Genomic DNA, 21,705 nt, shown 5'->3' on the forward strand with positions numbered 1-21,705 from the left:
TCAGCTAAAGCTCATCATCAGGCCTCTGGTGATAAGGTTCCACCCGTCGGCCAGTACAAAAAGGAGTATCTTAAAAGGAAGAGAGACCATTACAGGGGACAGCATGAACATACCCAGCGACAGTAATATATTGGCGACCACAAGATCAATAACGATGAACGGGACAAATATAAGAAACCCGATCTGGAAAGCGGTCTTAAGCTCGCTTATCATGAAAGCGGGGATGAGGACATAGGTAGGTACCTGCGAAAAACTTGTGGGCCTGGGGATACGCGAGAACTGTATGAAAAGACTGAGATCGTTCTCCCTGGTCTGCCTGAACATGAATTTTCTTAGAGGTTCCATCCCCACTTCGAAAGCCTTGACCTGGCTGATCTTTTTCTGGTTATAGGGGACTAAAGCTTTTGTGTTGATCTCCTGCCATACCGGCGTCATAACGAATACGGTCATAAAAAGCGAAAGCCCGATGATGACCGAGTTCGGAGGCACCTGCTGTGTTCCGACTGCGACCCTGATAAGGCCGAGAACGATTATCATCCTCAGGAAAGAAGTCACCGATATAAGGAAAAAAGGGGCTAAAGTTATCAGCGAGAGAGTTATCAGAAGCTGAACTGAGTTACTGAACCTTTCAGGGGTCAGGAGGGTCGAAATATTAATGCCGCCGGGTGATATTGCCGGCGCCGAGAACGCGGGACCTGCCGTAATAAACAATGCGGCAAGGATACTTATATATTTTTTCATTTATCGAGCTGAAAATCCTCCTCCAGCTTGTCGATCTTTGCGACCGTTTTTCCGCTGACAACAATAAGCCATGCGGATTTGCCGGCTTTGATGATATACGAAGATACCTGAGGTTCAATAGTCAGTCTGTCCACTATTTCTATGAACCTGCCTTTAGTCCCGCTCTGGAATTTAGGGAATACGTATTTTGCCGCGAGATATATGAACCCGAAGACCACAAGCAGCGAAAATATCAATTGCACGATATATCCGAAAGAGATTATTGAGGAAGGACCGGCCGCGGCGGAACTTTCTGTAGTTGAAAAATAAGCCGCATCAACAGCAAAAGCCCTGCAGGAAAGCAGCAGTTGGATCACTGACAAATGGCAGAGGTATTTTTTCATTTATTTATGCAGACTTTGGTGACCCTGATGGCGTAGCAATCATTGACAGCGACGACTTCTCCCTGGGCGACAACTTGCCCTCCCACTTTTATGTCAAGTGATTCCCCCGCGACCTTGTCCAGGCTGATGATAGAACCTTCCGCGAGATCAAGGATCTCTCTCAACGCGATCTTGGCTTTCCCGAGTTCGACAGTTGCTTCCACGGGGATCTCAGCAAGCATCTGCTGGTCCAGACGGGGTCCGCTTTGGCTTTCCGTGATCTGAGCGAATTTTATTTTGTCAACGCCGAAACTTTCGGTTTCTGCCAATTTTATCCCTCCTTAATAAGCTGTATTGCCGCCATCCGAAAAATCTTCATCAGCCGATGATTCTTGTTCCGCAATAAGACCGCCAAATGCCTCTGCATTTTCGTCCGCTGCCTGACCGCTTTCCTGAACAGACATTTCTTCGGCCGGCGGTTTTTCCTGCTCAACTACGGACTCTCTGATCTTTTCAACCCTGCTTGTGCCGCTCCTCATTAATTGCAGCGAAATCTTATTATCCTTTATAGCAGGTTGGCCGAAAAGATTCAAGTGTCCTCCGATAGAAATATTTATCAGATTATAAATTGAATTATCCAGGACGATGACGTCCCCGGCCTCCATATCGTACAGGTCCTTGGCCGATATATATGTCGAGCCAAGGTCGGAAACTAAATTGAAAGTGATCTTTTCCGTGTTCAAATACTTTATTTTTTCAATCCTGGGGGCGGGTCTTGAACGATCTGCTTTTCTTAACAGCTCTTTCACGAGCCTGGCCGGGACGGCCAAAAAGATCCTGCCGGTCTTATTCTGGTCAAAGCCGATATCGATGTCAAAGAAAACAAAAACAGCTGAATCGATGACAGACTGGTCAAAATAGGGCACGGGAGACCCGGACAAGATCAAGTCGGACAGAGCCGCGTCACCCAGTAACTTTGAAGCGTCGGCATTTATACAGGTGAAGAGAATGCTCTTTTCTATTTCCGTAAGCTCTTTTGCGGATCCCAGCGCTTCATAGCTGCCTATGCATTTATCGATCAGATAATTGCAGATATTTGATTCGATATACAGGAAAATGCTTCCAAAATCCGGATCGTTGAACTGGAACTGCGCGACCGGCCGCTGGATCCTTTTCAGGATCATAGGCGGGTTCAGCTGTTCGGCGGAAATAGCCCGTACAATAAGGTTCGCTTCCGATGCTTTATTGAGAGAAGACGCAAAACTTTCGGAAAAATTCAGGAAAAGAAGCAGCGCGGAGTATCGCTCGCTGTCGGCAAGTTTTGCAGGGCCTCTGATAACGGGCGAGTCTTCTTTAGCCCTGTGATGGTCAGGTTTATAAACAGTCCAGTCGCCTATTGCCGGCTGCAGAAGCAAGGTGATCTTATTCTTTTTGCCGTTTGCCATTATTATCAGCTTGTTCTCTGTATGAACTGAGTTATAGTATCGTTTACCAGCCTGATAACCGTCAGGCATGCGCTCTCCGCCCTTTGCATCTCGAGAGAGTCAACGACCTCTGAAGTATAGATGACATTCGACTGCTCTTTACTCCTGGGGCTGATGATCCCTACGGATTCGTTGCCGGGGGCAGAAGGATTTGCGGGATCGCCGGATGAAAGCGTCTGCGAGAAATTTGTCCCGTCCCTGTATTCAAGTCCGGAAGGGTTGGGGAATGAAGTCAAAGCTATCTGGTGATTAAGTTCATCTCCGTATATGCCGGTTATGGAATCATAAGATTTCCTCAAAACCCCATTGGCGTCAAAAGTTACCTTTGTGGGATCATATGTCTGTCCGGTAAGGTCTATTGCTTCAAGCTGGGCAGAAGATACGCCTCCGTTCCTTTTGAAACCATATACCTGCATGCCGTTGACCGATAACAATTTGTTGTTATTGACCGTGAACTGTCCGTTCCTGGTATAAAGAAATGAATTGCCGTTGTCCGGAGACAGGATAAAAAGGCCATTTCCCGATATTGCAAGATCCATATTTGTGCTTCCGACCACATCACCCTGTCTGAAATCAATAAGAGAATTTGCGACAGCCGTGGTCCCTCCGGTCTGTTGAGGGTTTGTCCCTCCTTCCTCTCCGTAAAAAGAGCTTCCGGTCCCGGATTTTACGACGTGTGAGAACACTTCCTCGAAAGAAATATCAGTCCTTTTATATCCGGGGATAGATAGGTTCGTTATATTCGATGAGATCGTCCTGAGCTTGGTGTTATAAGCATCTATCGCGTTGTTTGCCTGGGACATTACATCCAACATAAAACGGCCCCCCCTTTCTTATTAAGATACTTTCGTTATTATCGACGGTTTAATGGTCCTGTCCCCAAGGTCTAGCATAGTGGCGTCGTTCTCAAGCACCACACTTTTCACCGCTCCTGAGGCAGCTGCTCCTGTTGCGGGGTCTAAATAATCCACTGTTTTTCCGATCAAGTTGCTCCAGACGGTAAGCTCCATCTGGGGGATCGTAGGCAGGCCGATGCCTGAAGTGCTCTGACCGCCCAGGGCCTGGGTCAGGAGCGACGTATCTGAACCGAAAAGCGAATTTGTCGATGAACCGAATATCGAAGACGATTGATCGTTCGAATTACTGCCGAAAAGAGAACTGAGGTCCGGAGAAGACATCTGCGCAATAAGTATCTTCATGAAATCCGTGCTGCTCACTTTTGTCCTGGGATCAGGAGAAGACGAAGACGCAGGAGAGGCCGTAGACTGGGTCAATAGCGAGACCGGCAAAAGTGGATCCACCATAATTATTCCTCCTTTTTATATTTGATTATAGACCATCGAATCGCCTTTATTAAGCAATAATGCAAGCTGAAAATATGAATTATTGAGATCAAAACTGTTCCCTGCACTGACGGTATTTTTTTCAAGGCCGCCGGCACTAAGGATATTTTTAACGCTGTCCTGGTCTTTTGAGGGCGTCTCTCTGTTCTGCTGGCTGTTGACCGAGACCGAGAGCGAGCCGATGTTAAGGTTTGCCGTCTTTAAAGCTTCCTGCAGCTTCTTGATATTTGCATCAAGAAGAGATTTCGCGTTTTCACCGGCAAATATTTGTACAGTGAGAACACCCTTGTCGGAGGAAATGTTCAGCGTCATATTGCCGAGCCATTCCGGCTTAAGGTCTAAGACAAGTTCCGTCTTTTCCCCGGACTTTACCAGTTTTATTGTTTCCACGATCTTATCGATGATGCTTTGGATATCTATCCTTGCTGAAAACTTCTCGATGTTCCGGATAAACTCATTAAAAGGTATCATATTTGCGCTCAGAAGAGAATTCCTGTTTTTTTGCATTATTTGCTGGAGATCTTCAACGGCCCGGCCCGAATATTTTGATTTATCGCCGTTTGAAATATCCTTATCCTGTCCCTGCAAGTTTCTTGCGTTATTTTCGACAAAAGATGTTTTTGCGCTTGGCCTGGCCGCATAGTTGCTCAAAAAACCGTTGTCGTCGAGATCATTTTTGAAGGAATCGGAAAGACGATCACGATCAAAACTAAGATTAAACATCGCACTGACATAACCTATCGGCAAGAAAGAGGTAATATCGGACAGCTCATCCGGCGTCTCTTTTTTTTCATCGATCTTCTTTTGTGAGTCTTTCAAGTTTTTATCAAAATCAGGAGGATGATCGGTGATAACAGGAGATCTATAACTAACGGCGTCTGAAATACTGTGTTCAAAGGCCTGATTAGTCATTATTTTGGGGTCATTCATTTATTTCCCTCTTCAATAGACTCATCGTTGCAATAACTATATACTATGTATCGAAAAAAATCAATATGTTTTCAATGCCGCGGGAGAGACTCGAACTCTCAAGCCGTTAGGCATACGCACCTCAAACGTACGTGTATACCAGTTCCACCACCGCGGCAAGCCATCGGTCCGGCTATATGACAATAATATTATATATTGGGATGTTATGTCAAGAAATTTTCCGCGATTTTTTCAAATCTCATCCCACGTGAGGCTTTAAAGAGGACAATATCACCTTTAGAAATCACATGTTTCAGCTTCCTTATAATAGCGTTTTTATCTTTGAAATGGAAATACTTGCCGCCGGGGTTGATCGATACGGCTGACAGGTAAATGTTTTTAGACAGGGTGCCCGATGTGAGAAGGACATCTATACAAAGCCCCGGTATCATCTTTCCGATGAGTTCATGCTCTTTTTTTGCGGATCTGCCGAGCTCGAACATGTCCCCGAGGACCGCGATCTTACGGCCTTTTTGTGTTGCAAGGACATCCAGTGCGGCTTTCATCGAATACGGATTGGCATTATAAGTATCGTTTATTATTTTAGCGCCATTTTTATTGACAAAAATAGCCATTCTTTTGCCGGAAGGTCTGAAGTTGAGAAGTCCGGCCTTTATTTTATCTTCTGATATCCCCAGGACTTTTGCGGCTGCGATAGCAGAAAGAGCGTTGTAAACGTTATGTTTTCCCGGCAAAGGAAGCACTATCTTATTTCTCCCGTCCTTATTGACCAGGTCGAAACTGACCGCAGTGCCGTCGTCTTTGATATTTTCAGCCGTCATGTCAGCGCGTTTTTTTATGCCGAAAGTGACGATCCTTCTTTTCCCGCAGGATCTTTTCATCAGATCAAAATAGTCGTCATCCCGGTTCAATATCGCCCGGCCGGTCTTTGAAAGGTAGCCAAGCACTTCCGCTTTTGCTTTTGCTATATTTTTTCTCGTCTTTAACTTTCCCAGATGGGCTTTGCCGGTATTTGTGATGACAGCGATATCGGGTGATGTTATCTTTGAAAGAAAGCCAATTTCTCCAAGACCCTGCATGCCCATCTCTATCACCGCGAAACGGTGTTTTTTAGCCAGCATGAGCAAAGTGAGAGGGACGCCGATCTCGTTATTAAGGTTCTCTTTTGTCTTCAGCGTTGTTCCTGCCTGTGACAGGACAGACGAGATCATGTCTTTTGTCGTGGTCTTGCCGCTGCTGCCCGTAACGGCTATTATTTTGGCCTTAAACTTATTCCTGTGAAAATGTGCGATATCCTGAAGCGCTTTTAAAGCGTCAAAAACTTTTATTGTGATCTTGCCGCGGGGAATTTTATTTACAGGTCTTGAGACTATTGCGGCGGAAGCGCCTTTCCTGAAGGCTTCGTTGATAAAATTATGCCCGTCATGCGTATCTCCGATAAGCGCGATGAACAGCGAACCTTTTTTAATGGTCCTTGTATCGGTGGAAATGCCGGTGAAAGTAATGTTGTTTTTACAGGATGTCCTGCCTTTGACGGCTTTTAAGATCTCTTTTAAAATAAACATTTAATTAGAATAAATGGATCTGTCTGTACGGGCGGGTTTAAAACCCGCCCCTTCAATATGATTACTTCACATCCGCGCTGTCAAGAAACTGCTTGTTCGACTTGTATTCCTTCAGCCTGTCTATCAGCTGTTCGGCAGCCTCTGTGCCTTCGAAGCTGTCCAGGACCTTTCTCAGCAGCCAGACTTTTTTGAGTTCCTCTTCCGTAAGGAGAAGTTCTTCTTTCCTTGTGCCGGACATGCGGACGTCAAGTGCAGGGAATATCCTCCTGTCCGAAAGTTTCCTGTTCAGATGAAGCTCCATGTTCCCCGTGCCCTTGAACTCTTCATATATGACATCGTCCATCCTGCTCCCCGTCTCGACAAGGGCTGTTGCCAGGATCGTCAGGGAACCGCCGCCCTCAATGTTCCTTGCGGCACCGAAAAATCTCTTTGGCCTGTGAAGGCAGGTAGGGTCAAGGCCTCCCGAAAGAGTCCTTCCAGACGGCGGGGTCACGAGATTATACGCCCTTGCAAGCCTTGTTATGGAATCAAGCAGTATAACAACGTTCTTGTTGGCTTCGACAAGGCGTTTTGCGCTTTCAAGCACCAGTTCGGCGACCCTTATGTGATTTTCAGGGGGTTCGTCGAAGGTAGAACTGACAACTTCGCCCTTTACGCAGCGTTCCATGTCGGTCACTTCTTCCGGACGCTCGTCGACCAGAAGTACTTTTATAATAAACTCGGGATAATTAACGGCGACGCTGTTGGCGATATTTTTTAATACCGTTGTTTTTCCGGCTTTTGGCGGTGATACGATCATGCCGCGCTGGCCCATGCCGATAGGGGAAATAAGGTCTATCAGTCTTGCGGCGATAGGACAGCCGCTATATTCAAGTACCATCCTCTGATCAGGGAATATCGGGGTCATCGCATCGAAGGGAATGCGTTCGCGGATCGATTCCGGGTCCTGGCCGTTCACGGCTTCGATCTTAAGCAGGCTGAAATATTTTTCACCCTCTTTAGGCGGCCTGACCTGGCCCTGTATCAGGTCCCCGTTCGCGAGGTCGAACCTTCTGATCTGGGTCTGGGATACATATATGTCATCCGCGCTCGGCAGGTATGTCTCCGTCCTCAGGAATCCGTAACCTTCGGGAAGTATCTCGAGCACGCCTTTTGCGAATATAAGCCCGTTGCTCTCGGTCTTTGCCTCGAGTATCTTGAATATCAGGTCGTGTTTCCTGAACTGCCTGAAATTCGGGATCTTCAGCTCCTTAGCGATCTCGAACAGTTCCGGGATCGTATTTTTCTGCAGCTCGGATATGTCCATCAGGCTATCCCCCTTCTATTTTGAAATTATATTTGGTGAAAAATAGTTCAATTTTTGAGATCTTTTTGATCGGTTCGACACAAAGAATGTAGCTGACCAATATCAACTATACATTATTATAAAAAACTTGTCAACAACACTCGAAGGAACACTGTTATTTTCCGGTCCTGCCGGCAAGGTCGGTACCTGCAAGAGCAAGATTGTCTCTGATAGAAACGGTCAGGCTTCCGATCCTGTCCGCAAGTTCAGGGGAATTCTGCATCGCGGTTTTATTAAGGCCGGTAATAGCGGCCTGAGTATCCGAAAAGTCTTCCCCGATGGTCCCGGTCAATCCATCATCTGATATCGCGCTTGCTTTTATAGCTTTTTGCAGACATTCTATCGCGCCGTTCACCAGCCTGCGGCCGTCTTTTTGCCAGCGCACCCCGTTTTGCGGAAAGAACCTTCTTTGAGCGTCATTAAGCTGATCAATGATTTCACCTGCGTTTTGTAACGTAAACGCGGCTCCGGTTTTTGCAACCGCGGATCTTATCAGTTGCGTGATCCAGCTTTCATTTTTTACATATTCTCTTGCCAATAATACGTTCAGGAAACCTTTTGCAGAATTTATACAATATGAGATATAATCTTCTCTGCCTTTTGATGCGGATCTTCTTGAAGTTGAAAGCATCTCCGCGATCACCGTCTGTTTGTCGAGAAGTCTCCGCCATTCAAACAGCAGAGCCCTGTCCCTTTGTTCAAGAACAGAGGCGATCGAGGCATCGATCTCCGCCAGCATTTTTGTATTTGCGTCTATCCTTTGCCTGGCCCGGTTGTATCCATAGTATGTAGTCTTAGGTAAGCTGCGCACAGCCCTGTCCAGGATATTGCGCGATCCCCTGTAATTTCTTTCCGCAGGATCAGCGGGCGAGAGCATCTCTAGAGCTCTTTGTACTGTATCGGAAAGATAATCATGTCTTTGTCTGTCCCTTTCCCTGAACCAGAACAGGGAGGCATATTTTCTTTGAAGGTGGCGGACAATGTCCGATGTTTCGCGCCTTCTGCTGGCCAGGTGCGCTTTTGCCGTATCCAGATTATCGATAGCGGTCTTTTGCGGGACAAGATATACCCGGTCCGGCGGAACGTAGCAATTGAGCGCTCTTAAAGCGGCTTCGGCCCTGAACGCCGCCCTGATCTTGTAATGGGCCTGAATACGCCCTCTTCCGATATCACCCAGGATATCGTACATCCTGTCCAAAAGGGGACCAACCTGCTCCCATTGAAGGCATGTTTTGTCTCTCACGGCCTCATCTATGACAGAGATCATTTCTGTCATCTGCCGCGTGTACCCGTCAGCCACGTCCTTTCGGTCCGTGTCTTCACTGTCGATCGCATGGACCAGGGAACGCATGGCGGTATCAACAGAAGCGTGCTTTGTGTCTTTTCCGCGGAATAATTTTGTAACGGAACCGTCATAAGGACTTATTCCGATCCCGAGGTCATGAGGCTGCAGGGTGATCTGCTCTGCCCCGTAAGAAGTTCGTCCCCGTACCGCAGTAAAGCCTCTTAATCTATAATCAGTAGCGATATGCAGCATAAATGTATCCACCTCGGCGTCAAGACAGGGTAATAACTGTCCTATTTTCCCCGCATCCTGCCTTGTCGGCCTGGACGGCAGTGAAGCTTGGATCTTTTCTATGATATCTCCGGAAAGAAATCCGCATATTGGTCTGTCCAAAAGAGCGTTCATATAATTCCTTGCCTGTTCAAATTTTCCGGAGAGTTCTTCATCGATCAGGCGGATGAGCGTATCTTCGGCGAACTCGCGCGTTTCTGCCAGGAGCGGAAGAAAGGCTTTGCGCTGCCTCCGGGCGGCTTCCACTTCTTCCTGCATGTCTTCCAATTCATCGAAAAAGCTGTCCGACACCGGGATAAATTCCAGGACCTCCCTCCTGATGCCGTCCGCGAAGCCGGAGCTGAAAGCGAAAGAGCAGTTCCTGCAAAGGTTCTGTCTTTTCATCGCGAGAACATCTATCAGCGCGGCTGATTGTTCCAGCCTGTCGATCGAATCGTTCAAGAAAGACGCGACTTCGCGGTTTGTCGCGCGGAAAGCCCCGTGCCGCGGCAAGGCCCGCGCCGGCAAAACACAGGAGCGTGTTGCTGAAATGCTCATATTTATATATCGACGGTTATATGAGAAATTTCAGATATACTTCGGATTTTTTCTTCAACTTAGTATTTTCTTCAATATCGCGTCGGCCGCTCTTATCTTTGTAGGGAAAATTGTTCTTGCAAGTTCTTCGGTGAGGCTCCCTTGAGCCCTTCTAACCGCGCCAAGGACAGCAGTTTTTACACATTCCGGACCTGAATAGTCCTTGAATAAATCCCACTCTTTCACTATCCTTATTAAAGATAGTGTCTCTTCTGTACTGAGGCCGCTTTTACGCTGCAGCAATCCCAATGTTTTTTTTGCAAAAGGGTGATAGTCACAGTGAGGACATCTTTTGCCTTTCAGCTCAGCGTAAGTACCCCCCTCGCTTAAGGGCATTTCAAACGGATTGATCTTGTCTTTTTCCAGCAGGGCCGTTAATAATCCGGGATACTGCGCTGCTTTTTTTATCATAGCGGCCCTGACCTCACGGATCGATCTGCTAAAAAAACAGCAGAAATTATCAAAATATTGCGAAATATCCTCAGGGGTCATCCTGTTGAAAATTCTCTTGACAGCATATTCAGAAAGCGGGAACCTTTTGGAACATACCCGGTTTTCGATCACCGGCGAATCAAGCACGAAATCTCTCAGCGTTTGATGATCAGTTCCAGGATGTCTGATAATACTTTCAAGGACTTTTGATCCGTTGTCATTTCCGAAACTAAAAAATGAGTGATCCCTTATCCTTCCCCGAAAAACCTCGTACAACCAATGGAGTTCCTGACTTGTCAGACAGTCTTTCAGCTTTTCGTAGGCAGGAAGGCAGGATCTTACTGAATTTGCGAATATCATAATCACGGACCGCCTGGGCAGATCCTCAAGGCCCAAAAGCGCGCCGGAGAACGGATCAATGCCGGCATGGGAAAAGTCTTCTTCCCTGACAAAACCGCACTTTAGACAATGGCGATAGTAATACATGACGGAAAGCGTATTGAGCCCGAACTTTGTCGCGGCTTTTGCGGTCTCATTTTCAAGGCCGGCCCCGGAGGTCAATGCCCCCTCTATTTTATCCCTGCACGCTCTAACTTTTCTAAGCTGTGCGGACGGATCGGTGATCGTAAAAGGTATTTGGTCTTCGACGAAGCTTGCGTCTTCAGAAGATAATTGCCGTTTGGCATCTGCCGGTCTGCTTTTAAGTATAAATCCCAACGTGTCCGACACTTCTGCGGCAGTTGACCGCCCAAACATGACGCTGACTACGCCCGATGATAAGAGGCCGGTCCTTATTGCTTTAAATTTATTTGGCACTATTCTACTGCCCGAATTTCCTGCAGCAACAAAGCAGAATTCGCTGCGAGCATCAAGATTCGAGACAAACATGCTCGGCAGCGGCTTTAAAGTGGCAAATCCCGCGGTAACATCCGGCATTATTGACGCGCGCGCTATCGTTCTGGATACCGCCGAGATCTCGGACTGCGAAGGACGGTCCCTTCTGCTGTTGCGTCCCGTGAGCGCGCTTTTGCGCAATTGCATTTCAAACGGTGCCGCATATTTTATCTGGACTATCACGAAGTGTTATCGAACAGAAAAAGACGGAATTTCAGCACTTCTTACTATTTATTTTGCGCAGCAAATCAACTGCCGTCGGGGAGAGTCGAACTCCCAAGGGTTGCCCCACACGATCCTGAGTCGTGCGCGTATGCCAATTCCGCCACGACGGCTAATTATGCCGGAGGGGAGAATCGAACTCCCACGCCCTTGCGGACTCGCGATTTTGAGTCGCGCGCGTCTGCCAGTTCCGCCACTCCGGCGTGAAGCTCATCCCTTCTCATAGTTCTCTATTCAAGGAACTCGCCCATTTGCCTGAATTTTTGATACCTGTCATTAAGTATATCAGCAGGAGACAGCTTCAGCAGTTCCGCAAGATGCTTCCGAAGAGAAGCTTTAATATTGTCAGCGGCAGCCTGATAATCGTTATGGGCTCCTCCGAGCGGTTCCTTTATGATCTCATCAATAACGCCCAATTTGTAAAGGTCTTTAGACGTGATCTTCATATTGTCCGCGGCTTCAGCGGACCTTTTCGAGTCCCTGAAAAGTATCGACGCGCAGCCTTCCGGGGAAATGACGGAATAAATGGAGTACTCGAGCATGAGGACTTTATTGCCGATGCCGATCCCGAGCGCGCCTCCGCTGCCTCCTTCACCGGTGATGACGACTATTATCGGGACCTTTAACCGGATCATCTCCCTCAGGTTCTTTGCAATAGCTTCGGCCTGGCCTCTTTCCTCGGCATCTATTCCCGGATAAGCACCCGGAGTGTCCACGAAAGTGATTATGGGCCTGTTGAACCTGTCAGCCAGTCTCATAAGACGGAGCGCTTTCCTGTAGCCCTCCGGGTGAGCCATGCCAAAACATCTCGCGATATTATCTTTTGTGGATTTACCCTTCTGGTGCCCGATGGCCATGACAAGATCCCCGTTGAATTTCGCGAACCCTCCGATGATGGCTTTATCATCGGCAAAGTTCCTGTCGCCGTGAAGCTCCGTGAAATCATCGAAGATAAGCCCCAGATAATCCTGCGTGGTAGGCCGCTGGAGGTGCCTAGCGACAGCGACTATCTGGTTGGGAGTAAGACTGGAAAATATATCGCGGCGGAGGTTGTTGATCCTCTCTTCCATGACGCGGGTCTCTTTGCTCATATCTATATCGCCGCCCTTCGCGAGCTTTTTAAGCTCCTCGATCTTTTTATAAAGGTCGGCGACCGGTTTTTCGAACGGCAGCAGATGTTTTGTTTCCAGCATTATCTATCCTTAGAACCCGAACCAGGCCAGGCATTTTACGACAGTATCTTTCAGGTCTTTCCTCTCGACGACCATGTCGACCATCCCGTGGTCAAGAAGGTATTCCGCCCGCTGAAATCCGGGCGGAAGCTTTTGTCTGATCGTCTGCTCGATCACCCTTTGTCCGGCAAAACCGATCAGGGCGTTCGGCTCCGCGATATTGATATCTCCGAGCATCGCGTAGCTTGCCGAGACACCCCCGGTGGTCGGATCCGCCAGTATACTGATGTAGGGAAGGCCCGCTTCCCTCAATTTTGCCAGCGCGCCCGAAGTCTTTGCCATCTGCATCAGGGACATTATGCCTTCCTGCATCCTTGCGCCTCCGGAGGTGGAGACGATGATCACCGGCAAATTCAGCCCAACGGCCCTCTCGACAGCCCTTGTTATCTTTTCGCCGACAACGGACCCCATACTTCCCCCCATGAACGAAAAGTCCATAATGCCTGCCACGACATGTTTTCCCTTCATCGTGCCTTCGCCGGTCACAACGGCCTCGTTAAGAGATGTTTTTTTCTCGTAATCTTTTATCCTCTGTCCGTACGGGATCGTATCGACAAAATGAAGGAAATCCGTCGAGTGCATTCCAATGTCATAAGGGGAAAAGCTGGCCTCGTCCATCAGCATCGAGATGCGTTCCTTTGAGGAAAGCTTGAAATGGTACCCGCATTTAGGGCAGACTTTCAGGCTGCTCTCGAGGTCCTTATTGTACAGGGTCTCGCCGCATTTGAAGCATTTGACCCACAGATTGCCGGGAATATCCTGCTTCTCGGCCTTGTATTCCAGGGCCTTTTCCTGCTTTTTCTTTTGTATCCAATCACCGATCGCCATATTGCACGCACCTTTTAATGTATGTTATTATAACATGTAGGAAAGAGGCAGGAAAAATTGGCCAACATAAAGTCCGCTATAAAGAGGATAAAGATCTCCAGGCGCAATGAGGCAAAGAACAAGACCGTAAAATCAGCCTTGAGGTCCGCCGTTAGAAAAGCAAAATCGCTGATCGGCCTGAAAAAAGACGAAGCGCAGAAAGCTGTGCTTGAAGCGATAAAAAAGATAGATAAATCAGTTTCCAAAGGTGTCGTGCACAAAAAGACGGCATCGCGCAAAAAGTCGAGACTGATGAAATTATTCAACAAAAGCAAGGCGGTCTGATGTTCTTCAACTTCCTCCCGAGAGAAGAAAAATACTTCGAGATGTTCGAGCGCGCGTCCGAGAACGTGATCGTGACAGCCGCTCAATTCCGGGACCTGCTCAAGAACTACACTGATGTCGAGAAAAAAGTAAGGGATATCGAAGAACTCGAGCATGAAGGCGATATCATCACGCACGAGATATTTGACAAGCTCAACAGGACTTTTATCACTCCGATAGACAGGGAGGACATCCATTCTCTTGCGAGCGAACTGGACGATGTGCTGGACTTTGTAAAAGCATCTTCCGACAGGCTGCTCCTGTATAATATCAAAAAGCCGACCGACGAATCGATCGATCAGGCGGAAACGCTGGTGAAGATATCGATAGAGACGTCAAAAGCCATAAAAAGCCTCCGGGATATGAAGCATTCGCACAGGATACATGAATACTGCATAGAGATAAACAGCCTTGAGAACGTGGGCGACAATATTTTGAAGAACGCGATAGCAAAATTGTTCAACGACAACTTGAACCCTCTTGACGTGATCAAGTGGAAAGAGATCTATGAAAATATCGAAAGCGCCATAGATATGTGCGAAAGCGTTGCCAACACCATAGGCGCGATACTCGCGAAAAATGCTTAGTTTCACTTTTATCGCTGTCTGCGCGATAATATTCCTCGCTCTTATATTTGATTTTATCAACGGATTCCATGATGCCGCGAATTCGATCGCAACCGTAGTTTCGACAAGGGTTTTATCGCCAAAAATAGCGGTGATCTGGGCGGCATTTTTTAATTTTTTGGCGGCTTTTATTTTCGGGCTTGCGGTTGCAACGACGATCGGAAAAGGGGTCATCGATCCAAGCTCCGTAACCATAAAGGTCATCGCGGCGGGACTTGTGGGCGCGGTAATATGGGACCTGATAACATGGTATTTCGGGCTTCCCACAAGTTCTTCACACGCTTTGATAGGCGGGTTCGCGGGAGCCGCGGTAATAAGGAGCGGCTGGTCAGTAATAATCGTCCCGGGCCTTTTAAAGATAATCCTTTTTATATTTATTGCACCGTTATTAGGTTTTATACTCGGGTATCTGTTCATGCTCGCGGTCTACTGGCTTTTCAGGAACGCTTCCCCCCAAAGACTTGATTCCGGTTTCCGCAGGATGCAGCTTATCTCGGCAGCCGCATACAGCCTGGGCCACGGCGGAAATGACGCGCAGAAAACAATGGGCATAATCGCGGTATTATTATTTACGACGGGTTATCTGGGGCATTCTTTTTATATCCCGATATGGGTCGTATTTGCCTGCTATATATCTATCGCACTCGGCACGTTTTTTGGCGGATGGCGTATCGTTAAGACGATGGGGACAAAAATAACAAAACTAAGGCCGGTCGGAGGTTTTTGCGCGGAAACAGCCGGAGCTATAACATTATTTGTTTCCACTCATTTTGGTATCCCGGTCAGCACGACGCACACGATAACGGGTTCCATAATGGGTGTCGGATCCACAAAAGGCATCAATTCCGTAAAATGGGGAGTGGCAGGCAGCATCTTATGGGCATGGCTGCTCACGATACCGGCTTCGGCGATAATAGCGATGGGAGCGTATTTGGCATTAAGGCTGATCTGACGAACAATCAAATTACATGTCTTCAATTATTTTAAAATCATACGCAAAAATAAATCTTTCCCTAAAGGTCCTCGGACTTCGTCCGGATGGTTTCCACGAAATTGAAAGCGTAATGCAGAACGTGAGCCTGTTTGATGAAGTTTCGATCGAAGACACAGAAAAAGACATACATATTTCCTGTTCAGACCCGTCTACCCCTATAAATGAAAAGAACATCTGCTATAAAGCCGCTTTGTCTGTCATCAAATCAAAAAAGATCAATAAAGGATTAAAGATACATATAAAAAAGAATATCCCGTCGGGTGCAGGCCTTGGCGGAGGAAGCTCCGATGCCGCAGCCGTGATAATTGGACTCAATAAGATGTGGGATTTGAAGATGACGGAAAAGGAAATGGTAAATATTGCTGCAGAATCGGGATCCGATGTGCCGTTCTTTATTGTCGGGGGAAAAGCTCTTGTAAAGGGGAGAGGGGAGATCATTGAGAAGATACCGGACCCTAAAGTTCAATATTATGTAATAATCAAACCCGATGTTTCCATCCCGACAAAATGGGCGTATGAGGAATGGGATAAACAAAATTCAAAATCTCAAAATGATCTTGAGACTGTGGTAATTTCAAAATATCCCATCATAGAAAAGATCAAAACAGACTTGATCAAAGCAGGTTGTTCGTATTCCCAAATGACCGGAAGCGGGTCGGCGGTGTTCGGGACTGTAGAGGATGAGAAGAGCGGTAAAAATATTCTAAAAACGATTGATAGTAAATACCCAAAATCTTGCTTGGTTCACACTGTTAACAGCGGAGTCCAATTCCTCGAGCCTTGATCAGCCTATCCCTCTCCATTTTATGATATAAAGCCAAAAATATATTTAGTGAAATTTCGCAAAAAAACCAACGATTATATATTAGGAAGAGAATTACTATGCCACAGATAAGCCAGGCCGGCAGGACCATGCTGAAAGCATGGGTGATGCACCAGCGGACAATGAAGGGCCTCACACCAGGCGCAAGGCAGTACCGGGTACTGATTGATGCTGACATGGAAAGCGTTTTTTTGCACGCTCCCGAAGCGAAACTTGCAGAGAAATATTAGCATCGCCGTCAGGGCTTAGGAATGCAAATCCCGACGCGGTGTTCAATGAGATAATGCGTCTCCAGAACAATCCTCCAGGAGGACACGGAGGGCTTGGTATCATCAGCCACGCGATAAACAGGACCGCGCAGAGATACGGACAAGCCGACGGATACGGACTATTCAATATGAGTCTTTTGCACACGCAGAGAAGGGTTCAGTCTTTTCCTGAACACCAGACCCCGGTCGACTGGGGAGGGTTCATGCAGCATCTGGATTTTATTGATGTGCCTCCGGACGCTCCAGGTGCCGATTACTATCATTACCTTGGCCAAATGATCGAAGTAAACCTTTATGGTCAGCCAAGACCCGTAGATACATGGATGTTCACAGGTTTTTCCGACCAGAATAGATTTGACCCGGCAAGGTTCGTGCCCGCCATAAAATTTTCGGTGCCCAGCGTAACTGGAGAGCTCTATCCGGACTGCACATCACCGGAAATACTTGCTCAGATGCAGGTCCTCGGACAGGGCGGGTTCCGGCTTTCACAAAAGCTCGGCCTCATCGGATGCGGGGCAGGGAAAATGAATGCCGACAGCTTCAGGTCCGTATACGGAGACGGCGCAAAGCGGCAAAGACTTTTGGATAATCTGATAAGACTTGGAATCTCTGACACACAGGGGAACATCGAACATTCAAAAGTGTTTGATATTTTCTCTCCGGAAGACCTGACACTTGACGAAGAATTCGTAAATGAACGCGGACCTGTAAGACAGGTTATTATCGAAAGTCAAAAATCAATAGCCGATCTTTTCATCGGTCATGAAGGGCATACGGCATTGTTCAATTTCAATCTTTATCTTTGGTTCAAGAGATTGCACAACGGCGATCATACCGAAGCCATGAGGGACACGCAGGACCTTTGCGCCTCGACCGATCATGCGCCGCAGGCGGGCACTGTGGCCAGGACAAGAGGGGAAAATTTCAGGCAGCATTACAGTGAAGAAGACGACAGGGACTGGGGTTCATTCGGCTGGGACCCGGGGAAACCCACCAATGCAAAAGCTGCAGCCGAAAAACTTTCAAGACACAGCGGAGTCGTTTCACCCTTACACCTGGAAGTCGTCAAAGCTGAGATGGCAGACCTGCAAAACGGAGTACAAGAATCTATCGCTCTTGCTCCTACAAGGGAAGTCGTAGATGGTCTAAAAATATTTACGGATACCATAGACATGGATGACTGGCTTGGTCTCGGCACCAAAGCCGTGCTTGACAAGCATTTTCCGGAATGGAGGCAGAACCCGCAGATGCTAGGTACTGACAGGCTGATAAACAGTGCATTAAGGAATTCCGTATTCCTCGGCGATCTTGCAGAGGCATTTGATGCTCAAGACAATTTTTTCTTCCAGCTTCTGCAGAAATTCGGCAGAAGGTTCGGTACCGAGATACCGGATGATGCGATCATTATTGCCTCTTTAAGAAGAGCAAGCGAATATAAAATAAAACTGCTTACGGAATTCCTTAACAAAAGAGACATGATAAATTCTATTGCCGGAAGAGAGAACAGGCCGATAATATATCTGTTGGGTGGTATAGCCCATCACAAAGACGGGAACGCAAAGAACGCACTGAAAGATCTTCTGGTCTTCTTATTCGGTATCAACGGGGAGAAAGGAAAGCTGTCCGGGGAGTTCCTTCTTAACCATGATTATGACAAAGCCGCGTGGCTTTTCCAGGGACTGGCAAAAAGGGGCTGCTGGATAGGAGCAACGAACCCGACAGACAGCAGGTCTCAGGGGACAGAGGCCTTTGGACCAAGTTATATCAAGTCCTCTGTCAACGGTGTCTGGATATTGGGACCGGATGACGGAGGAGCGGGGTGCCTGAAAGGACTGCCAGCAGTCCATACATACGGACCTACCATGGTCGAAGGAGAACAGTCTTATTATCGTCACTTCTGGAACAGCAGAGAAGCGGTCGAAAATTCCAGAAGATGGCTTGGGGCCGGTTTTATAAAGGGCCTTGGTATAATGGCGCACAATATCGCGACCGACCTTGATTATTATGAACAAGGGGAAGGAGCTCTTGCTCCGGGTCTGCTGAGAAAAGTGCCGACGATGTTCAAAGTCATAGCAGGCTACAACGGAAGAGTTCTGCTCGACAGTTATCTTAACTGCATTCCTCCAAAGAACTGAAATTCCCTCGAATATATTTCGATACATAATCAGAGACTTTTTATTTAAAAAAAGGAGAAGATAATGTCTAGTCAGGGCGTGAAATATTATTTCTGCGGTTCCGGAAGCGTTAACTTGAAATGGAGTATGCCTGTGACAAGCGAAAAAAGTTTTGCGCTGTCAAGAAACAGAGTGGCAGGGGTACAGGGTGCCGAAAGAGGCGGCGTCAAGATCGAAAATTCATTGCTGGGCGATCACGGCAGGCGGATAGCCGAGTTGTTGTATCGAAATAATTCAAACATGTCAGAACTAAAGTTGGATATAGGAGGCTACGCGCTTCCCTCTGCCATTGCCGCGTTCCAGCTCATGGGGGAAAAAGATTCGGTGATACTGAGGATGCCGATCGGGCCTGATACCAGAATAGAATGGCAGGACCTGGTCTGTGCTTCTCCTATGGATAAAGATATGGCGTACGCTGAAAGGAAAGGATGGGCGATGCAACTTTTGCATCTCCTTACAAGAAAACACTATATTGCAAGGGGGATGCCCACGGCTAATTTCTTTGAGCACATGGACTCAGACCTTGACCTCAGTTCAAAATATTACCCTCAACAGGAGCAAATAATTGACGCGGTGATAAACGGCAAATACTTTGCCGGATGGCTTATAAGGGAACTGAGGGGGCTGGGGATCGATACCAGGCATCTTATCAGATTTTCCAGGCCATTGCATACCCCTTACGGATTTGTGATACAGGAAAAAATCCCCGGAAGCGGGAACGATTATGTCAGGACCACCCTTTTTGATCCCGGAGCGTTGGACAAGCTGACGATACACGATCTGGCAGCAGGAAGACTTGCTTTCAGAAGATCCGGAAGGAATGTGGTTTCACTCGGAGGTCCGTTCATGATGGGCGGCATGAAAGATACATGGCCTTTGATACTCGAAGCGGCAAAGCGGAGCGGAGCTTTTACGGTACTGACGACAGGATATGATCCGTCAAAATATTACAGGATGTCCGAAAAAGCCGTTAATAACACCGATATGGCGGTGCTTGATCTCAGGGATGCCGCTTTGCTTACCGGGGCGGGAGAGGAGTCTTTCCGTACCGTAAATGGTCGTGGGGTCAGAGCCCTGCGGGGCATGTTCAGGAACTTTTTCGTTTCCCTGGGACTCCGAGGCGGATTGATGTACGCTTCCGACCCAAAGGTATTTGCTCCTCTACAGGGGCAGGCGAAAAAATATTTCGGGTCCCCGTTCATAATCCCATGGTCGGAACATATTGCTTCTTTCGGCCGACCTATGTTTGAACACGGTGTCCGAGTTGTCGAAGCAGGAGCGCTTGCCGTGGCGATCGGAAAACGCATGAACCCTATTGAAGCTGCCTTGTTTGCCGTGTCCGCGGGAGCTCTAAGTTCTACGGGCGGAGCCGGAAGGATCGATCCGATGCAAAGAGGAAAGCACGGTGCCAACCTGGCGATGAATTTGACCCTAAGGAAACTCGCAGCGCAGGTAGGTTATGTGCCGTACAGCACAACAAGGACAGTTTTCGAGACGGTAAAGGATGTATCAGGCAATAAAACAACACACGCAAGAAAAGTCGTTGAAAAAAGCCAAGAACTCAGAAACGGTTAATCTTTGATAGCTGCGAAGATTCTTTGCGCGTACGGATCGTACGTGACACACCCGATATGCTGTTTGTGATTCCCCAGGAAAGAACAGTTCCCGCACATCTTGCACCAGGCTATGTCATCAAGCTTTCCCTCGACTATCTTCCTGGCAGTCTCCGGGTCCGCGATCATCTGCCTGCTTATGCCGGCAAGGTCGGCCTTGCCGTTTGCGATGTTATATGTGGCCCAGTATAAAAAACTTTTTTTGAAAGCGTCATCCCCGGGGAGCGGATTATCGCCGTCGCCAAGCAATGAATAAGCGGAGCCCGTCACGATTGCCCTGTCACCGGCCCATCTTTTGACTTCCTCTGTCCATCGGAAATGATCAAAGATGCCTGAGCAGTTTCCGGGCTTTGGACTGATAAGATGCACCGTCCTGTCGTTATCCCCGGCGGTTACATTGAGGAGCTTTACTCCGAGCGCTAAAGCCAGTTCCACAAGCTGTCTCTGCTCTTTGTATGAACGATCTTCTTCATCTGTCCCCGGAAGTGTACCGAACTCGTCCTTAAGTCCGTTGAACATGGAAAGCCTCAGCGCAAGAATGAAACTGTCAGGATGTATCAGCGCTCTTCTGATCAATCCCATCGTTTCAGTGTAAAACCTTGCCCTTTCCCTGAACGATGCTCCGCCATAGGACCAATTATCCCTGCGGACATTAAGCCTGCTCAACATGTGTTCCATAAGATATCCATGGCATATCTTCAGCTCGGCACCGTGAAAACCTAGGTATTCTGCCTGAATAAAAGAACCGACTATCATTTTCTGCATGACAGCTGCGTCATCGTCAGTGAGAAGCCTGACACCAGGAATATTTACTGGATATGGGGATACTGGTTTGAGAGAATATTTTCCGGAATGCGTGATCTGGGCAATTAACAGCCCGTCCGGGTTCAGCTCGCGGTGCATCTCTGTAATTTTCCGGAAGTCCGGAGCCGACTCAGCTGAAAGGCACCACTGGTCCGATCTACATCTTCCTTCAGGCATAAATACGGTCGATTGCAGCCAGTTTATTCCGGGCTTCCCGCGGAACTGCCTTTCCATGTTGAAAAGATCCCTCTCGGATATTCCCCCGGATGCAGTTCCTGAGTTGAGTCCCGTGGCCTGATAGACAATCCTATTAGGTATGGTTCTGTTTGTTCCAGGGATACGGACCGGCGAGCTAAGAATAGCCCTGACATGTTCTCTGTTTACAATATCCATATAGATAAAAATCCCTTTACCATCTGTTTACTTATCGTAAAAAAATCAAAGAAATATCAGTAAAACTTGCAAAAATGTAAATATCACATCAAAACGGAACTTTTCTGCTATAATTT

Annotated in this window: 21 protein-coding genes and 3 tRNA genes; 7 read left to right on the plus strand and 17 right to left on the minus strand. The window is 47.6% G+C overall.

The annotated features are described in order from the left end of the window. The 16 genes from fliP to accD all read right to left on the minus strand — a co-directional run bounded on the left by fliP (position 1) and on the right by accD (position 13,530). On the minus strand, positions 1–741 hold the full coding sequence (gene fliP / locus NTZ10_02435) for a flagellar type III secretion system pore protein FliP (protein ID MCX5749091.1): 741 nt from the start codon (positions 739–741) through the stop codon (positions 1–3). Next, positions 738–1,124, minus strand: a complete 387-nt coding sequence (locus tag NTZ10_02440) for a hypothetical protein (GenBank protein ID MCX5749092.1) — start codon at positions 1,122–1,124, stop codon at positions 738–740. The genes fliP and NTZ10_02440 overlap by 4 nt, the downstream gene beginning before the upstream one ends. Next, positions 1,121–1,432, minus strand: a complete 312-nt coding sequence (gene fliN, locus NTZ10_02445; GenBank protein ID MCX5749093.1) for a flagellar motor switch protein FliN — start codon at positions 1,430–1,432, stop codon at positions 1,121–1,123. Before fliN ends, NTZ10_02440 begins: the two co-directional genes overlap by 4 nt. Before the next feature lie 12 nt (positions 1,433–1,444). Further along, the gene (locus NTZ10_02450; protein ID MCX5749094.1) at positions 1,445–2,548 is read right to left on the minus strand and encodes a FliM/FliN family flagellar motor switch protein; all 1,104 of its coding nucleotides are present in this window, start codon (positions 2,546–2,548) and stop codon (positions 1,445–1,447) included. Positions 2,549–2,553: 5 nt separating this feature from the next. Next, complete coding sequence (locus NTZ10_02455; protein ID MCX5749095.1) at positions 2,554–3,402, minus strand: flagellar hook basal-body protein; 849 nt, start codon at positions 3,400–3,402, stop codon at positions 2,554–2,556. Between the two features lie 21 nt (positions 3,403–3,423). Next, positions 3,424–3,891: a hypothetical protein gene (locus NTZ10_02460; protein MCX5749096.1), complete on the minus strand. Its 468-nt coding sequence runs from the start codon at positions 3,889–3,891 to the stop codon at positions 3,424–3,426. Between the two features lie 15 nt (positions 3,892–3,906). After that, on the minus strand, positions 3,907–4,860 hold the full coding sequence (locus tag NTZ10_02465) for a flagellar hook-length control protein FliK (GenBank protein ID MCX5749097.1): 954 nt from the start codon (positions 4,858–4,860) through the stop codon (positions 3,907–3,909). A gap of 75 nt (positions 4,861–4,935) precedes the next feature. After that, positions 4,936–5,017: transfer RNA gene (locus tag NTZ10_02470), tRNA-Leu, on the minus strand. A gap of 46 nt (positions 5,018–5,063) precedes the next feature. Next, positions 5,064–6,425: a UDP-N-acetylmuramoyl-tripeptide--D-alanyl-D-alanine ligase gene (locus NTZ10_02475; protein ID MCX5749098.1), complete on the minus strand. Its 1,362-nt coding sequence runs from the start codon at positions 6,423–6,425 to the stop codon at positions 5,064–5,066. Positions 6,426–6,486: 61 nt separating this feature from the next. Continuing rightward, on the minus strand, positions 6,487–7,731 hold the full coding sequence (gene rho / locus NTZ10_02480) for a transcription termination factor Rho (GenBank protein ID MCX5749099.1): 1,245 nt from the start codon (positions 7,729–7,731) through the stop codon (positions 6,487–6,489). Between the two features lie 154 nt (positions 7,732–7,885). After that, a complete protein-coding gene (locus NTZ10_02485; GenBank protein ID MCX5749100.1) occupies positions 7,886–9,883 on the minus strand; it encodes a hypothetical protein in 1,998 nt (665 codons plus the stop codon). 54 nt (positions 9,884–9,937) lie between these two features. After that, positions 9,938–11,395 carry a hypothetical protein gene (locus NTZ10_02490; protein ID MCX5749101.1) on the minus strand — a complete coding sequence of 486 codons (1,458 nt, stop codon included), beginning with the start codon at positions 11,393–11,395 and terminating at the stop codon, positions 9,938–9,940. Between the two features lie 106 nt (positions 11,396–11,501). After that, positions 11,502–11,583: transfer RNA gene (locus tag NTZ10_02495), tRNA-Leu, on the minus strand. A 6-nt stretch (positions 11,584–11,589) separates the two neighbouring features. Further along, a tRNA-Leu gene (locus tag NTZ10_02500) sits at positions 11,590–11,673 on the minus strand. 27 nt (positions 11,674–11,700) lie between these two features. Beyond that, positions 11,701–12,660, minus strand: a complete 960-nt coding sequence (locus NTZ10_02505) for an acetyl-CoA carboxylase carboxyltransferase subunit alpha (GenBank protein MCX5749102.1) — start codon at positions 12,658–12,660, stop codon at positions 11,701–11,703. 12 nt (positions 12,661–12,672) lie between these two features. Beyond that, complete coding sequence (gene accD, locus NTZ10_02510; GenBank protein ID MCX5749103.1) at positions 12,673–13,530, minus strand: acetyl-CoA carboxylase, carboxyltransferase subunit beta; 858 nt, start codon at positions 13,528–13,530, stop codon at positions 12,673–12,675. Between the two features lie 57 nt (positions 13,531–13,587). Between accD and rpsT the strand changes: the two genes are divergently transcribed. The 7 genes from rpsT (at position 13,588) to NTZ10_02545 (ending at position 20,354) form a co-directional block, all read left to right on the plus strand. After that, positions 13,588–13,854, plus strand: coding sequence for a 30S ribosomal protein S20 (gene rpsT / locus NTZ10_02515; protein ID MCX5749104.1), 267 nt, complete (start codon positions 13,588–13,590; stop codon positions 13,852–13,854). After that, complete coding sequence (locus NTZ10_02520; protein MCX5749105.1) at positions 13,854–14,480, plus strand: DUF47 domain-containing protein; 627 nt, start codon at positions 13,854–13,856, stop codon at positions 14,478–14,480. Before rpsT ends, NTZ10_02520 begins: the two co-directional genes overlap by 1 nt. Continuing rightward, positions 14,473–15,471: an inorganic phosphate transporter gene (locus NTZ10_02525; GenBank protein ID MCX5749106.1), complete on the plus strand. Its 999-nt coding sequence runs from the start codon at positions 14,473–14,475 to the stop codon at positions 15,469–15,471. The genes NTZ10_02520 and NTZ10_02525 overlap by 8 nt, the downstream gene beginning before the upstream one ends. A 16-nt stretch (positions 15,472–15,487) precedes the next feature. Beyond that, entirely contained in the window at positions 15,488–16,297 is an 810-nt protein-coding gene (gene ispE / locus NTZ10_02530) for a 4-(cytidine 5'-diphospho)-2-C-methyl-D-erythritol kinase (protein ID MCX5749107.1), read from the plus strand. Positions 16,298–16,395: 98 nt separating this feature from the next. Next, complete coding sequence (locus NTZ10_02535) at positions 16,396–16,566, plus strand: hypothetical protein (GenBank protein MCX5749108.1); 171 nt, start codon at positions 16,396–16,398, stop codon at positions 16,564–16,566. 38 nt (positions 16,567–16,604) lie between these two features. Then, positions 16,605–18,740, plus strand: a complete 2,136-nt coding sequence (locus NTZ10_02540; protein ID MCX5749109.1) for a hypothetical protein — start codon at positions 16,605–16,607, stop codon at positions 18,738–18,740. A 63-nt stretch (positions 18,741–18,803) separates the two neighbouring features. Next, the gene (locus NTZ10_02545; protein MCX5749110.1) at positions 18,804–20,354 is read left to right on the plus strand and encodes a hypothetical protein; all 1,551 of its coding nucleotides are present in this window, start codon (positions 18,804–18,806) and stop codon (positions 20,352–20,354) included. Here the strand turns inward: NTZ10_02545 and NTZ10_02550 are convergent. Continuing rightward, a complete protein-coding gene (locus NTZ10_02550) occupies positions 20,351–21,589 on the minus strand; it encodes a hypothetical protein (protein ID MCX5749111.1) in 1,239 nt (412 codons plus the stop codon). The two genes, NTZ10_02545 and NTZ10_02550, sit on opposite strands and share 4 nt — an antisense overlap. Positions 21,590–21,705 lie beyond the last annotated feature (116 nt).

The sequence above is a fragment of the Candidatus Saganbacteria bacterium genome, assembly GCA_026387835.1.
Lineage (GTDB): Bacteria > Margulisbacteria > WOR-1 > JAKLHX01 > JAKLHX01 > JAPLKZ01.